At 68.2% G+C, this 14,124-nt stretch carries 14 protein-coding genes; 4 read left to right on the top strand and 10 right to left on the bottom strand.

What is annotated here, in order from left to right; genetic code table 11:
• The first annotated feature begins 297 nt into the window (after positions 1–297).
• Positions 298–1,215: a LysR family transcriptional regulator gene (locus EJJ38_RS12890; protein WP_127090558.1), complete on the top strand. Its 918-nt coding sequence runs from the start codon at positions 298–300 to the stop codon at positions 1,213–1,215.
• Between the two features lie 102 nt (positions 1,216–1,317).
• On the opposite strand, the gene EJJ38_RS12895 is transcribed toward EJJ38_RS12890, so the two are convergent.
• From EJJ38_RS12895 to EJJ38_RS12920, 7 genes are all read right to left on the bottom strand, one after another.
• Positions 1,318–2,331 (bottom strand): DUF4167 domain-containing protein, encoded by a 1,014-nt coding sequence (locus tag EJJ38_RS12895; protein WP_245454236.1) that lies wholly within the window; start codon positions 2,329–2,331, stop codon positions 1,318–1,320.
• Positions 2,309–2,503, bottom strand: coding sequence for a hypothetical protein (locus EJJ38_RS20320; RefSeq protein ID WP_164738499.1), 195 nt, complete (start codon positions 2,501–2,503; stop codon positions 2,309–2,311). Before EJJ38_RS20320 ends, EJJ38_RS12895 begins: the two co-directional genes overlap by 23 nt.
• 363 nt (positions 2,504–2,866) lie before the next feature.
• Positions 2,867–3,682: a peptide chain release factor N(5)-glutamine methyltransferase gene (prmC, locus tag EJJ38_RS12900; RefSeq protein ID WP_127090615.1), complete on the bottom strand. Its 816-nt coding sequence runs from the start codon at positions 3,680–3,682 to the stop codon at positions 2,867–2,869.
• Between the two features lie 43 nt (positions 3,683–3,725).
• Positions 3,726–4,823 (bottom strand): peptide chain release factor 1, encoded by a 1,098-nt coding sequence (gene prfA, locus EJJ38_RS12905; RefSeq protein ID WP_127090560.1) that lies wholly within the window; start codon positions 4,821–4,823, stop codon positions 3,726–3,728.
• Positions 4,820–7,087, bottom strand: coding sequence for a phosphoenolpyruvate--protein phosphotransferase (gene ptsP / locus EJJ38_RS12910; RefSeq protein WP_127090561.1), 2,268 nt, complete (start codon positions 7,085–7,087; stop codon positions 4,820–4,822). Before ptsP ends, prfA begins: the two co-directional genes overlap by 4 nt.
• Positions 7,088–7,287: 200 nt before the next feature.
• Positions 7,288–8,547, bottom strand: coding sequence for an aspartate kinase (locus EJJ38_RS12915; RefSeq protein ID WP_127090562.1), 1,260 nt, complete (start codon positions 8,545–8,547; stop codon positions 7,288–7,290).
• 262 nt (positions 8,548–8,809) lie between these two features.
• Positions 8,810–9,811, bottom strand: a complete 1,002-nt coding sequence (locus tag EJJ38_RS12920) for a 2-hydroxyacid dehydrogenase (protein ID WP_127090563.1) — start codon at positions 9,809–9,811, stop codon at positions 8,810–8,812.
• A 148-nt stretch (positions 9,812–9,959) separates the two neighbouring features.
• Here EJJ38_RS12920 and EJJ38_RS12925 point away from each other — a divergent pair, with 148 nt between their 5' ends.
• Both EJJ38_RS12925 and EJJ38_RS12930 read left to right on the top strand, forming a co-directional pair.
• Complete coding sequence (locus tag EJJ38_RS12925; RefSeq protein WP_127090564.1) at positions 9,960–10,475, top strand: SH3 domain-containing protein; 516 nt, start codon at positions 9,960–9,962, stop codon at positions 10,473–10,475.
• 191 nt (positions 10,476–10,666) lie between these two features.
• Complete coding sequence (locus EJJ38_RS12930) at positions 10,667–11,443, top strand: siderophore-interacting protein (protein WP_127090565.1); 777 nt, start codon at positions 10,667–10,669, stop codon at positions 11,441–11,443.
• A 69-nt stretch (positions 11,444–11,512) separates the two neighbouring features.
• Here the strand turns inward: EJJ38_RS12930 and irrA are convergent, their stop codons facing one another.
• On the bottom strand, positions 11,513–11,980 hold the full coding sequence (gene irrA / locus EJJ38_RS12935) for an iron response transcriptional regulator IrrA (RefSeq protein WP_420836886.1): 468 nt from the start codon (positions 11,978–11,980) through the stop codon (positions 11,513–11,515).
• A gap of 286 nt (positions 11,981–12,266) precedes the next feature.
• On the opposite strand from irrA, the gene EJJ38_RS12940 reads away from it, so the two are divergent.
• The gene (locus EJJ38_RS12940; RefSeq protein ID WP_127090567.1) at positions 12,267–12,764 is read left to right on the top strand and encodes a disulfide bond formation protein B; all 498 of its coding nucleotides are present in this window, start codon (positions 12,267–12,269) and stop codon (positions 12,762–12,764) included.
• A 21-nt stretch (positions 12,765–12,785) separates the two neighbouring features.
• On the opposite strand, the gene EJJ38_RS12945 is transcribed toward EJJ38_RS12940, so the two are convergent.
• Both EJJ38_RS12945 and EJJ38_RS12950 read right to left on the bottom strand, forming a co-directional pair.
• The gene (locus EJJ38_RS12945) at positions 12,786–13,343 is read right to left on the bottom strand and encodes an HNH endonuclease (protein ID WP_127090568.1); all 558 of its coding nucleotides are present in this window, start codon (positions 13,341–13,343) and stop codon (positions 12,786–12,788) included.
• 120 nt (positions 13,344–13,463) lie between these two features.
• Complete coding sequence (locus tag EJJ38_RS12950) at positions 13,464–14,123, bottom strand: alpha/beta hydrolase (protein ID WP_338021873.1); 660 nt, start codon at positions 14,121–14,123, stop codon at positions 13,464–13,466.
• Between the last annotated feature and the right edge of the window lies 1 nt (position 14,124).

A 14,124-nucleotide genomic window follows, 5' to 3' on the forward strand; every position in this document is an offset into this window, starting at 1 on the left:
AAGCGGTGCGATCACCGACCACTCGAAATCCGTCAGGTCAAAGCGCGCCATCTCAACCTCCAGGGTTGAGATCAGTGAATCAAAACAACGCTCCGCTGGGAATCCCGTTTATGGGTATGTCACCTAGAGTGCGATCGCCCATCTCGGCGCACGGAGGTGCGTCCGGGGGGCGTGAATCGCACTCTATGAATGATTTGGAGGCTGATTCACCAAACAGGTTGATTCCATCCGTCTGGTGAATCAGCCTCCAAGGATAAGGTGCGCCCGTTTCAGAGGCGCCAGGGAGGTGCGACGCCAGTGGCTGAATCGTTGAGGGAAGTCCGCCTGTTCGTGGCGGCCTATGAAGAGCGCTCTTTCACCGCCGCCGCCCAGCGCGAGCACGGGACCCAGTCGGGCGTCTCCCAGCATATCCGCAAGCTGGAGGAGCGCTTCGGCGTGCGCCTCTTCTCCCGCGAGAAGGGGCGCGTCACCCCCACGCCGGCGGGCGATGCCTATTACAGCCGCTGCGTGGAGATGCTGCGCCTCAACGAAGCCACCAACCAGTCCATGATGATGTTCGGCCACGGCGTGTCCGGCGAGATCGCGGTGGGCCTCATGCCCACCATGACCCGCGTGACCATGGCGCCCGCCATGCGCCGCTTCATCGCCACCTATCCCAATGTCTCCATCCGCGTGGTGGAAGCCTTCAGCCCCATCCTCACCAACAGCGTGCTGATGGGCGAGCTGGACTTCGCCATCGTGCCGGCCATTCCCGGCCGCCCGGGGCTGAAGATCCAGCACTTCCTCACCACCCATGAGACGCTGGTGAGCCGGGCGGACCCCACCACCCATCTGAAGCCCGTGCGCATGGCGCAGCTCGGCCCCATCAAGCTGGTCCTGCCTTCTGTGGCCAATACGCGGCGGACCTGGATCGAGGCCTATATCGCCTCCAACGGGGTGCAGATCGAGCGCGTGCTGGAGATGGATTCCATGATGGGCACGCTGGACTTCGTCGCCAGCTCAGATTGGCGTACCGTGGTGCCGGCCATCATGCTGGCGGCGGACATGGACCTGCTGCCGCTTTCGGTCCAGCCCATGGTGGACCCGGTGGCGCCGGTCCATCTGGTGCTCATCGAGCCGTCCCGCCATGTGATCTCGCCGCCCGCGGCGGCCTTCCTCGCGCTGCTGCGGGAAGAGGCGGAGCGCCTGAACATGTTCTGGGAAGGCTATTTCTGATCCGGACAGCCCGCGCTGATCGTGCGTCGAGGCATAAAAAAACCCCGCCCATAAAAAAGCCCCGCCGAAGCGGGGCTTTCCGAAATGCGTGTGAAAGGCCGATCACTCGACGGGGCTGGACTGCGCCTCGCCGGCGGCCTCGCCCTCGCCGCCTTCTGCGCGATCCGCGCGGGTGCGGTAGCGGCTGCGGCGGCGCCGGGTGGGGCTGGCATCCTCGGCCTCGGGGGCCGGGGCATCGGCGCTCACAGCCTCCACCACCGCCACGACGACGGGCGCGGGTGCAGGCACGGGCGCCTCGGCCACCGTCTCGCGGGGCTCGGGGCGCGGTGCCCCGCCGGTGATGAAGGAGGGCAGGCCGATGGACTGCTCGTCCGCCACCACCGCTTCGCGCGGCGCCCGCTCCTCGCGGGGCTGGCGCGCGGGACGCGGGGCATAGCCGCCCTGGTCGTCATCGCGCCGGTTGTTGCGGAACTCCCGGGGCTGCTCGCGGGGCTGGAAGCCTTCGCCGCTCTCATCCTCGCGGTTGCGGCGCTGGAAGCCGGTCTGCCGGTTCTCCCGCGGTGCACGATCGTCGCGCTGTCCGCGATCCTCGCGCGGTCCCCGATCTTCGCGGGGGGCACGGTCTTCGCGCGGAGCCCGGTCGTCGCGGGCGGCACGCTCGTCGCGATTGCCCCGGTCGTCGCGGTTGCCGCGATCCTCGCGCGGTCCCCGATCTTCACGGGGGCCACGGTCCTCGCGCGGCTGGCGCTGCTCGCGGGGCTGGAAATTCTCGCGCATATAGGGCTGGGGGGCGTCCAGGGCGGACACGTCGTCGTCCTCGCCGTCCTCCATGTCGTCGCCGTCGCGGTTGAAGCCAACCTGCGGCGCGAACTGGGGCTGGAGCGAAGCAATGAGGCGCAGATAGTGCTCGGCGTGCTGGTAATAGTTCTCGGCGGCCACATGATCGCCGGAGGACTGCGCATCCCGCGCCAGCTGCTGGTACTTCTCCGCGATATGATGGGCGGTTCCGCGCACCTTCACGTCCGGGCCGTTGGATTCATAGACCCGCGTCAGGGGATTCGAGCCGCGTCGGTTATTATTGTTGTTATTGTTATTATTGTTGTTGTTCCGACGCATGCGCTTCTGCTGACCATTTCTCATCTGCATCGATCTCTACTCGCTCGGCGCAACTCGCCGTTTCGTCATCGCCTATGCCGTCGAAAAACGGTCCATGCGACAGCGACAGGATGACCATCATCGCGACCGAAAGCTGGGCTCCCGGCGCATCGCTGAAAACAACTGAAGACAAAGGATCCGTTCGACCATGAGCCCCGCTCCGCGCATCGCGCGGTCAGCCAACCCGTCTTTGCGCCGTCCCGCAGGATCCGCGCCGAAAGACCGGACATTTAAGACCGGACTTTCATGAAGACCGGACTTGCGATCGCACCGTGACGGAGAGCGCAGCACGAACCCAGCGCGCCGCCGCCTCACCCTGTCTCACACCCGAAACATCCGATTTCAGATTTCGGGAGTGCGCTTCAGCCTCCTGGGCCTCGCCTCTCGGGCGTGTCCCTGCGGGCCGACGCATCGGTTCGACTCCTAGATCAGGACACTAGCCAGTTCGCCCGGTCCTTCCAAGCGGTTTTTTCGTGGCGGCGTGGCCCGTAAGCGGTCACGGGCGGCGCGCGGACAAGGCGCGGGCGATGCCGCCGAGGTCACGCCGGGCCGGGCCGGGGAGCTGGAGCCCGGCCATGCGCAGCAGGTCCGCCACGGCCGCCTCCTGGCCGATGCCCAGCTCCAGCACCGCCACGGCACCGGGCGCCAGGAGGCTTGGGAGGGCGCGGGCGATGGCCGCATAGGCGTCGAGCCCGTCCGCGCCGCCATCCAGCGCGGCGAGCGGGTCATGGGCGCGCACGTCCACGTCGAGGGCGGCGATGTGGGAACTGGGAATGTAAGGCGGGTTGGAAACCACAAGGTCGAACGGCCCGCTGAGCGCGCTGCCCCAGTCTCCCGTGGCCACCAGGCTTCGTGTGCCCAGCCCCAGGCGCGCGAGATTGTCGCGGGCGGCGCGGGCGGCGCCTTCCGAGCGGTCCACGCCCACGCCGAAGGCATGGGGATATTCCACCAGCAGCGCCGCCAGGATCGCCCCGCTGCCGGTGCCGAGGTCCAGGATGCGCAACGGGGCCGCGCGGTCGGGCAGCAGGTGCAGCGCTTCTTCCACCACGGTTTCCGTGTCCGGTCGCGGCACCAGGGTCTCGGGCGCGAGAGAGAAGGGCAGGCTCCAGAATTCCTTCTCGCCCAGAATGCGGGCCACCGGCTCTCCGGCCATGCGGCGCGCCAGCAGGGCTTCGGCCGAAGCGGCTTCGGATTCGGCAACGATCGCGTCGCCAGGCAGGCCGTTGGCGGGCAGGCCGAGGGCGAAGGCGAAGAGAAGGCGCGCATCCAGATCCGCGCCGGGCACGCCCGCCGCGCGCAGCCGGTCCGCCATGGCCCGCCGCAGGGCCGCGCGGGTCAGGGGCCCGGCCACGGGCTCAGCCCTCGGCGGAGGCCATCAGCTCCGCCTGGTGCTCGGTGATGAGCGCGTCGAGGATTTCGTCCAGCGCGGTACCCGCGATCACTTCCTCCAGCTTGTAGAGGGTGAGGTTGATGCGGTGATCGGTAACGCGCCCCTGCGGGAAATTATAGGTGCGGATGCGCTCGGAACGATCGCCCGAGCCCACCTGCCCGCGCCGGTCGGCGGCGCGGCTCTGCTCGGCGCGCTGGCGCTCCTCGTCCAGCATGCGCGAGCGCAGCAGGGCCATGGCGCGGGCCTTGTTGCGGTGCTGGGAGCGCTCGTCCTGCACGGCCACCACGATGCCGGTGGGCAGATGGGTGATGCGCACCGCGCTCTCGGTCTTGTTCACATGCTGCCCGCCCGCGCCCTGGGCGCGATACACGTCGATGCGCAGGTCGCTCTCATTGATGGCGACGTCCACCTCTTCCGCTTCCGGCAGCACGGCCACGGTGGCGGCGGAGGTGTGGATGCGGCCCGAGCCCTCGGTCTCCGGCACGCGCTGGACCCGGTGAACGCCGGATTCGAACTTCAGCCGCGCAAAGGCTCCGGCGCCGTGCAGGGCGGCGACCACTTCCTTGTAGCCGCCCATGGTGCCCTCGCTCTCGGAGAGCAGTTCCACGGACCAGCCGCGCTCGGCGGCATAGCGCGAATACATGCGGAACAGGTCGCCCGCGAACAGGGCCGCCTCGTCGCCGCCCGTGCCGGCGCGCACTTCCAGGATCACGCCGCGCGAATCCATGGCGTCCTTGGGCAGCAGGGCGATGCGCACGGCGGTGATAAGCCGCTCCAGCTCGGCGAGCAGGCGCTCCTCCTCGCTCTCCGCCAGCGCCCGCATGTCCGCGTCGGTGGAGGCATCCTCCAGCATCTCGCGGGTGTCCTTCAGGTCGCGGGCGGTGGCGCGCAGGGCGCGCACCTCGTCAACCACGGGGGACAGTTCCGCGAATTCGCGGCCGAGGCGCACATATTCCTCGCCTTCCGCACCGGCGGAGAGCAGCGCCTCCACTTCCGCGTGGCGGGCCACCAGGGTGTCGAGCTTGGCGATGGGCAGGCGGGACTGGAGAAGGTCGTCGCTCAAAGGGGCAGTCCGCTCAGGTCCGCGAAGGCGCGCAGCGTGTTGCGCACGTCGCTGACGCCGGATGTGTCCTCCAGCAGCGGCAGGAGGACGGAACGGGCGGCGCCCACATCAAGCTGGAGCAGGGTCGCCTTCACCGGGCCGATGGCCGCCGGGGAGAGGGAGAGCGAGCGATAGCCGAGCGCCGCGAGCGCCACCGCCTCCAGCGGGCGGGAGGCCAGCTCGCCGCACAATGTGACCGGCTTGCCATGGCGCTCGCCCGCCTCCGCCACGGCGCGGAAGGCGCGCAAGGCGGGCGGGCAGAGCGGGTCGAAGCGATCGGCCACGCGCACATTGCCCCGGTCCGCCGCGAACAGGAACTGCACGAGGTCGTTGGAGCCCACGGAGAGGAAGTCCACCCGCGAGAGGATTTCGTCCAGCTGGAACAGCAGCGAGGGCACTTCCACCATGGCGCCCACGAACACCCGGTCCGGCAGGCCGTGGCCGTGCTTGCGCAGATGGGTCAGTTCCCGCTCCAGGATGGCCTTGGCCTGATCGAACTCGGCCGCATCCGCCACCATAGGGAACATGATGCGCACCTCGCGCCCCGCTCCTGCGCGCAGCAAGGCGCGCAGCTGGCTGCGCAGCAAACCGGGCCGGTCCAGGCCGAGGCGGATGGCCCGCCAGCCGAGCGCCGGATTCTCCTCCTCCACGGTGCGCATGTAGGGCAGCACCTTGTCGCCGCCGATATCCAGCGTGCGGAAGGTGACCGGGCGGCTGCCCGCCGCATCCAGCACCGCGCGATAGAGCTTCAGCTGCTCCGAAATGCGCGGGAAGGCGGAGGCCACCATGAATTGCAGTTCGGTGCGGAACAGGCCGATGCCCGCCGCGCCCGTCTCCACAATGTGGGGCAAATCCACCAGGAGGCCGGCATTGAGGTTCAGGTCGATGGCGATGCCGTCCTTGGTGACGGACCGCTGGTCGCGCAGCGCCGCATACTGGGCCTGGCGCCGGGCGCGGAAGCGCGCCTTCTCCGCATAGGCCGCCTCCACATCGCCGGGCGGGCGCAGATGCACTTCGCCCGCCTGCCCGTCCACGATCACCGGGTCGCCCGGCTCCACGAGGCCGGTGGCATTCTCCACCTGGCCGATGGCGGCAAGGCCCAGCGCCCGCGCCACGATGGTGACATGGCTGGTGGTGCCGCCCTCTTCCAGAACGAGGCCCCGCACGCGGCTGCGGTCATAGTCCAGCAGCGCGGCCGGGCTCATGTTGCGGGCGAAGATGATGGCGTTCTCGGGCAGGTCTTCCCGGTCCGACGCGCGGGAGCGTCCGGTCAGCTCGCGCAGCAGCCGGTTGGCGAGGTCGTCCAGATCGTGCAGGCGCTCGCGCAGATAGGGGTCCGAGGCGCGCATGATGCGGGCGCGGGTGTCCGACTGCACGCGCTCCACGGCCGCCTCGGCGGTGAGGCCGGTGAGCACCGCCTCGCGCATCTTGTGCATCCAGCCCCGGTCGTGGGCGAACATGCGATAGGCTTCGAGGATCTCGCGATGCTCGCCCGCCTTGGAGAGGCCGTCCTCCTCCAGCAGCATGTCGATGGCGGCGCGCAGCTTGCCGATGGCCCCGTCCAGCCGCTCGCCCTCGCGCGTCACATCGTCGGCGATGACGTTGGTGACGACGATGCGCGGCTCGTGCAGCACCGCATGGCCGAGCCCGAGCCCGTCCGCCAGCGCCACGCCGGAGAGATGGACCGGGCGGCGCCCCGCCGGTTCCGCGCCGGGCTTGGCGAGGGCGGTCAGCTCGCCAGAGGCGATCATTTCCGCCAGCACCATGGCGGTGGTCTGGAGCGCCTCGATCTCCTCTTCCGCATAGGTGCGGTGGGCGCGGTTCTGCACCACGAGCACGCCGAGCGTGTTGCCGCCCCGCAGGATCGGCACGCCGAGGAACGAATTGTAGATTTCCTCGCCCGTTTCCGGACGATAGGAGAATTCGGGATGGTTCTGGGCGTCGGAGATGGCCACCGGCTCGGCTTCGCGGGCCACATGGCCGACAAGGCCCTCGCTGACGCGCATGACGGTCTGGTGGACCGCGTCGCGGTTCAGGCCCTCGGTGGCATAGAGTTCCAGCGTCTGATCGACGCGCAGCACATAGACCGAGCAGACTTCCGCCACCATGTTGGCAGCGATCATCACCACGATCTTGTCCAGGCGGTCCTGCGCGCTGACCGGCTCCGCCATCACTTCGCGAAGGCGTCTCAGGAGAACGCGGGGGCCGCCGAGCGCGCCACGCATCGGCCGGTTCCTTAACACTGTCACCCGGGGACCGCTGGCCTGGACGGCCGACGGATGGCGCCCCCCGCGCCAGAAATCTAGAGCGCGATCCCGCCGGATGGAAGCGCCTGCGCGCTGTCATCCGAAGGACGAATCGCTCCCTATCAAGAGCTTAGAGGCTGATGGGCCGGTCAGGCTGAAAAAACCTGACCGGATCAGGCTCAACTGTCGAGACCGTATAGCGAATGGAGAGTCCGAACCGCAAGCTCGGTATAGGCGGCATCGATCAGGATCGAAATCTTGATCTCGGATGTGGTTATAGCGCGAATGTTGATGCCCTTGGCGGCAAGCGCCTGGAAGGCCTTGGCGGCGACGCCCGCATGGGAGCGCATGCCGATGCCGATCACCGACACCTTCACCACGTCGCCCTCGCCTTCCAGCGTCTCGTAGCCGATGGCGTCGCGCGCCTCGCCGAGGGCGGCCTTGGCGCGCTCGAAATCGGCGCTGGGCACGGTGAAGGTGATGTCGGTGAAGCCGTCCGCCGACACGTTCTGGACGATCATGTCCACATTGATGTGGGCGTCCGACAGCGGGCCGAACACGGCGGCGGCGATGCCGGGCTTGTCCGCCACGCGCCGGATGGAGACCTGGGCCTCGTCGCGGGCGAAGGCGATCCCGGTGACCACCTGGGATTCCATCTGGTTGGCCATGATCTCCTCCTCGTCGCAAATCAGGGTGCCCGCCGCCTCGGCCGTGCCCATGTGGGGCGCGTCGGGATCGTCGAAGCTGGAGCGCACGAAGGTGCGCACCTTGTGCACCATGGCGAGTTCCACCGAGCGCACCTGAAGCACCTTGGCGCCCAGCGACGCCATTTCAAGCATTTCCTCGAACGCCACCTGCTTCAGGCGCCGCGCCTTGGGCACCATGCGCGGATCGGTGGTGTAGACGCCGTCCACGTCCGTATAGATGTCGCAGCGCTCGGCATCGATGGCGGCGGCGATGGCCACCGCGCTCGTGTCCGAGCCGCCGCGCCCCAGCGTGGTGATGCGCCCGGACGGCAGATGGATGCCCTGGAAGCCGGCGATCACCGCCACCTCGCCCGCGTCCATGCGGCCGGTGAGGGCGGTGCCGTCAATCTCCATGATGCGGGCCGAGCCGTGGGCCTCGTCGGTGGAGATGGGGATCTGCCAGCCCTGCCAGGAGCGGGCGGGCAGGCCCATATTCTGGAGCGCGATGGCCAGGAGGCCGGACGTCACCTGCTCGCCCGAGGCGACCACGGCATCATATTCGCGGGGGTCGTACAGCTTGGAGGCTTCGTTGACCCAGCCCACCAGTTCGTTGGTCTTGCCGGACATGGCGGACACGACCACGGCCACCTGGTAGCCGGCTTCCACCTCGCGCTTCACATGGCGCGCAACGTTGCGGATACGCTCGATTGTGGCGACCGACGTGCCGCCGAACTTCATGACCAGCCGAGCCATGGCCCGTTTCTTTCTTCAAAAGGGGAAAATCAGGAGTGCGCGCAAGCGGCCCGGACTGCCGGGCCCGCCGTCATTTTCGCGCGCGTTTGAGCCCCCGGCGCCCGATGGCGCGGAACCACATCCTGCTGTCGATGGCCGTCTGGCACATGTCCTCAACCCTCCCCGCGCGCACGCCGCGCGGGCTCCTCAAAGCGTGGCCTGAAAGGCGACGGCCTAAATAGCGAAGACGCCGGGCGGCGGCAACTGCGGGTGCGCCCGCGCCTCACAGCATGGAGGGCAGGACGCGGTCCGGCGGACGGTGACCGTCCATGAAGGTCTTGATGTTGACGATGACCTTCTCGCCCATGTCGATGCGCCCTTCGAGGGTCGCGGAGCCAAGATGGGGCAGCAGCACCACCTTGCCCTGCTTGGCGAGGCGCACCAGCTTGGGGTTCACGGCCGGCTCGTGCTCGAACACGTCGAGACCGGCGCCCGCCAGTTCCCCGGCTTCCAGCATGCGGGTCAGCGCGTTCTCGTCGATCACCTCGCCGCGCGCGGTGTTCACCACATAGGCGTCCGGCTTCAGCAGCTTCAGGCGCCGGGCCGAGAGCAGGTGATAGGTGGCGGGCGTGTGGGGGCAGTTGACCGAGACGATGTCCATGCGGGCCAGCATCTGGTCGAGGCTCTCCCAATAGGTCGCCTCCAGGGATTCCTCGATGGCGTGGGGCAGGGGACGGCGGTTGTGATAGTGGATCTGCAGGCCGAACGCCTTGGCGCGCCGCGCCACCGCCTGGCCGATGCGGCCCATGCCGATAATGCCCAGGCGCTTGCCCCAGATGCGCCGGCCGAGCATCCATGTGGGCGACCAGCCCTGCCATTCCTCCTGGTCGTTCTGGAGGATCTGCGCGCCTTCGGTGAGGCGGCGCGGCACGGCCAGGATGAGGGCCGTGGTCAGGTCGGCCGTATCCTCGGTGAGCACAGCCGGGGTATTGGTGACGGTGATGCCGCGGTTCAGCGCGCTCGCCACGTCGATATGGTCGATGCCGTTGGAGAAGGAGGCGATGAGCCGCAGATTCTCGCCCGCCTGGGAGAGGATGCCGTTGTCGATGCGGTCGGTCACCGTGGGCACCAGGACGTCGGCGGTCTTCACCGCCTCCACCAGAGCGGCGGAGTCCATGGGCACGTCGTCCACATTCAGACGCGTGTCGAACAATTCGCGCATCCGCGTTTCCACCGTGTCCGGCAGCTTCCGCGTGACGACGACGAGCGGCTTCCGACGCGCCATGGCTTCCCGTTCCCCGATTTTTAACCCTTATCGTTCCGTCTATCAGACAGCCGGGGAAACACAAAGGGGAGCGTTGCCTCTCCCTTGACGCCGCCCGGCGCGGGGCGCAGACGGTGAACGGTGCACGGACGGAAGGATGACGGGACCCATGCGGAAGACGGGACTTCGCGAAGCCCTTTTTGCCTCAGCCCTGGCTCTCCTTGCGGTGCCCGCACATGGCGCGCCCGATGAGACGGGGAGCGGCCTGCCCGTGCCCCGCTTCGTCTCCCTGAAGGCGGACAAGGTGAATGTCCGCAACGGTCCCAACAGGGACCAGGATGTGGCGTGGATCTTCTCCCGTGCCGGGCTGCCCGTGGAAATCACGGCGGAATTCGAGACATGGCGGCGCATCCGCGATTCCGAGGGCACGGAGGGATGGGTCTATCATTCCCTGCTGTCCGGCCGCCGCACGGCCCTGGTGGCGCCCTGGATGAAGACCGGCACGGTCTCGCTGCGGGACAAGCCCAGCACCGATGCCGACGTGGTGGCGCGGCTGGAGCATGGCGTGCTCGGCAGCCTGAAGAATTGCGACGGCCAATGGTGCCGCTTCACCGGGCCGGGCTTCGACGGCTTCATCGAGCAGAATCAGCTCTGGGGCGCCTATCCCAACGAGAAGCTGGACTGAGCCCGGCGGCCCGTGCGCCCCTTGAACGGGTGGTGGGTTTGGCTTAAATCTTCCCCATTGCTGCGGTGCACCCGTGGCACGTAGGCGTTAACGTGAGACAACGCGCGAACGATCCCGTCGGGGCTCGTGCGCGTTGCCATGACTGCAAGCCACGGCGCGGCGCGGGCCTCTCGGAGAGAGGACATGACATCGTGACCGACCTTTCCTCCCCCTCAGTCGTCCCCCCGTCCGGCCCGCGCCGCGAGATCGTGCGCGTGCGCCATGAGCTGAAGCGGCGCACGCTGCGCGTGGTGCGCACGCACTCCCTGTCGCCCCGCATGCTGCGGGTGACGCTCGCCGGCCCGGATCTGGCCGGCTTCACCAGCCTGGGCTTCGACGACCATGTGAAGCTGTTCTTTCCCGCCACGGACGGAAACGAGGTGGCGCGGGACTACACGCCGCGCCGGTTCGATCCGCAGGCCCTGGAACTGGACATCGACTTCGCGCTGCACCAGGCGGGCCCCGCCACGGCCTGGGCCCTGCAGGCGCAGGCGGGGCAGGAGATCGTGGTGGGCGGCCCCAGGGGCTCCTTCGTGGTGCCGCCGGATTTCGACTGGCACCTTCTGGCGGGCGACGAAACCGCTTTGCCGGCCATGGGCCGTCGCCTCTCCGAGCTTCCCGAGGGTGCGCGGGCCTTCGTGTTCGCGGAAGTGGACGGCCCGCAGGACCGGATCACCCTGGAGAGCCGTGCCGCCGTGGAGGTGCGCTGGCTGTATCGCGGGGAGACGGGGCCGGACGGGCTCGCCGACGCCGTGCGCGGCTTCACGCCCCCGCCCGGTGACGGCCATGGCTGGGGCGCGTGCGAGGCGGCTGCGGCGCGGGGCCTGCGGGAGGCCGTGGCGGCTCTGGGCCTGCCGAAGGCGCAGATGCGGGTCTCGGCCTATTGGAAGCGGGGCGCGGTGGCCTTCCACGAGGAGCAGGCCGGCTGAGGCCGACGCCTGAAAGCAAAACGGCGCCCAAGGGCGCCGTTTTCATTGGAAATCCGTGAGGGTAGAAACTCAAGCCTTGCCGGTCTTGCGACGCAGGCGGACGACCACGTCCACGCGGGCGACCTCATAGCCTTCCGGCGGCTCGGGCAGGCGATCGACCATCACGTCCTGCTCGGGAATATCAACCAGCTCGTTATGGCCTTCCACGTAGAAGTGGTAGTGATCCGACGAGTTGGTGTCGAAATAGGTCTTGGAGCCGTCCACGGCCACTTCGCGCAGAAGGCTCACTTCGGTGAACTGGTGCAGCGTGTTGTAGACGGTGGCGAGGGAAACCGGGAAGCGAGCGCGGATGGCTTCCTCGTGAAGCATTTCCGCGGTCACATGACGGTCGCCCTTGGCGAACAGCAACCAGCCCAGCGCGAGGCGCTGGCGGGTGGGACGCAGACCGACTTCGCGGAGCATCTCGCGCACGTCGTGGAACGGACAGCCAGTCCGCCGCGAGGTGGAAACGTCACGAAGCTGAGCGACGGGTAGCACCGCGTCAGGCTCGGACTGGATGCTGCGAATCGAAAATCCGTCTCCAAATCCAGTCCGGCTGCGAAGGGTATCTGTCATGGTCAGGTCTGCAATCTTGAGGTCGTCGGCGTCGGCGCGCCGCCCATAGCTGGCACAATGTATAGCGCGACAAGCATCACATTGCCACCGTTATAGATTGTAGTTAGGCCAATGTAATCCAGCAGCGCCAATGCCTTGAATGTGAGAGGACGGGTCCGTACGAACCCGGTATCGCGTGCCCCATCTGTCCTATGATATTGAGACGCCGATGCAACTCCGCTCCCCGACGGTCGTCTGCGCGCTCCTGGCGCTCGGTTCCGCCGCGACGCTCGCGGCCGCCTGGTACTTTCAGCTTGTCATCGGCCTGACACCCTGCCCGCTGTGTCTCGACCAGCGGATTCCCTATTATGTGGCAGTTCCGCTGACCTTGATTCTCGCCGTTCTCTCGGCGCGGGGCCGGCCGGGGCTGGCCCGGGCGGGTCTTTGGGTGATCGCGCTCCTGATGGCGGGCAATGCCCTGCTGGGCGTGTATCACGCGGGCATCGAGTGGCATTTCTGGCAGGGGCCGACCACCTGCAGCGGCAGCGCCCCCGCTGCGATCAGCGACATTATGTCCGCCCTGAAAACCGCCCATGTGCCGCGCTGCGACGAGGCGGCGTGGCGGCTGTTCGGAATTTCCATGGCCGGCTGGAACGTGCTGGTCGCGGCCGCGCTCTCCGCGCTGGCGGTGTTCGGCGCCCGTTCGGGCGGCCGTCCGGCGGTCTGAGCGGCCTCCAGAGCCTGTTGTCTACGGATCCAGTTCGGTGTCCCAGTAGAGATAGTCGAGCCAGCTCTGGTGCAGGTAATTGGGGGGGAATTGGCGCCCGTTCTGGTGCAGATCGTGCACGGTGGGGGCGTAGGGCATCTGGGCGGGCCACATGCCCAGGTCGCCCGGCATGGCGCTGCCCTTGCGCAGATTGCAGGGCGAGCAGGCCGCCACCACGTTTTCCCAGGTGGTCTGGCCGCCCCGGGCGCGGGGAATGAGATGATCGAAGGTCAGATCCTCGCGCGAGCCGCAATATTGGCAGGTGAAGCGGTCGCGCAGGAAGACGTTGAAGCGGGTGAAGGCGGGGTGGCGCGCGGGTTTGACGAAGGTGCGCAGCGACACCACGCTGGGAAGCCGGATCTCGAACCCGGGACTTCGTACCGCCTTGTCGTAATATTCGACGATATTCACGCGGTCGAGGAAGACCGCCTTGATGGCATCCTGCCAGGACCAGACAGACAGAGGATAGTAGCTCAACGGGCGGTAATCCGCATTGAGCACGAGAGCCGGCCAAGCACCTGGAGATACGGCTGCCGTCAAGGGTCGGAACTCCTCACCCTTCCGCGCCGAATCGACCAGCAGCCCACCCGGCGCGCGCCGATACTCTATATGGACCGTGTCAGTCTTGTGAAGCGTTCTGCGTGATTCGACTGAGCCGGCTCAAGGGTTCCCGGCCAGAGTGCGGGCCAGAAAGTCCCCGGTAATGGCGAGGCCGCGCCCGTCTATTCCGTGCCCGAGGCCGGGGCACAGGTGCCATTCCGCCGGAAAGCCCGCTCCCATGAGGCCCATGGCGGAGGAGAACAGGGCTTCCACCGGAACCACCTCGTCCTGCGTCCCGTGGATCAGGCAGATGGGAGGCGGGGCGGCGGGCGGCGTTTCCGGGCGGGGGCCCGCCCACAGGCCGGACAGCCCGATGACCGCCGCCGGGGGCACGGCGAGGCGCCCCATCACGCCCAGCGCCATCATGGCGCCCTGGCTGAAGCCCAGCAGGGCCACGCGATGCGGCGGCACGCCCCAGCGGGCGCCTTCCGCCGCGAGGAACCGCTCCAAGGCGGGCGCGGCGGCGGTGACGCCGAGGGCGAGGCTGCGCAGGTCGAGATCATCCAGCGCGAACCATTGCCGCCCCACGGGGGCCTGGGCACAGGGCTCGGGCGCATGGGGCGCGACGAAGGCCGCGTGGGGAAGCCGACCCCCGAACTCCTCGGCCAGGTCGATGAGGTCCCGCCCGTCGGCGCCATAGCCGTGCAGCAGAACCACCAGCGCGTTGGCCTCGCCGGATCGGGGCGCAAGCCGGGGTCCGTCCAGATCGTGCATGCTCATG

Origin of the sequence: Aquabacter cavernae (assembly GCF_003993795.1) — a bacterium.
Taxonomy (GTDB): Bacteria; Pseudomonadota; Alphaproteobacteria; order Rhizobiales; family Xanthobacteraceae; genus Aquabacter; species Aquabacter cavernae.

Excerpts from the sequence above, each read along its gene's own strand:
- EJJ38_RS12895 (WP_245454236.1), bottom strand. The coding sequence starts at position 2,331 with ATGCGTCGGAACAACAACAATAATAACAATAACAACAATAATAACCGA.
- prmC (WP_127090615.1), bottom strand. The coding sequence starts at position 3,682 with ATGGCGGACCGGCTGCGCGCGGCGGGCGTGCCCGGCGCGGATCTGGAT.
- EJJ38_RS12950 (WP_338021873.1), bottom strand. The coding sequence starts at position 14,123 with ATGAGCATGCACGATCTGGACGGACCCCGGCTTGCGCCCCGATCCGGC.
- EJJ38_RS12925 (WP_127090564.1), top strand. The coding sequence starts at position 9,960 with ATGCGGAAGACGGGACTTCGCGAAGCCCTTTTTGCCTCAGCCCTGGCT.
- EJJ38_RS12920 (WP_127090563.1), bottom strand. The coding sequence starts at position 9,811 with ATGGCGCGTCGGAAGCCGCTCGTCGTCGTCACGCGGAAGCTGCCGGAC.
- ptsP (WP_127090561.1), bottom strand. The coding sequence starts at position 7,087 with ATGCGTGGCGCGCTCGGCGGCCCCCGCGTTCTCCTGAGACGCCTTCGC.
- EJJ38_RS12915 (WP_127090562.1), bottom strand. The coding sequence starts at position 8,547 with ATGGCTCGGCTGGTCATGAAGTTCGGCGGCACGTCGGTCGCCACAATC.
- EJJ38_RS12940 (WP_127090567.1), top strand. The coding sequence starts at position 12,267 with ATGCAACTCCGCTCCCCGACGGTCGTCTGCGCGCTCCTGGCGCTCGGT.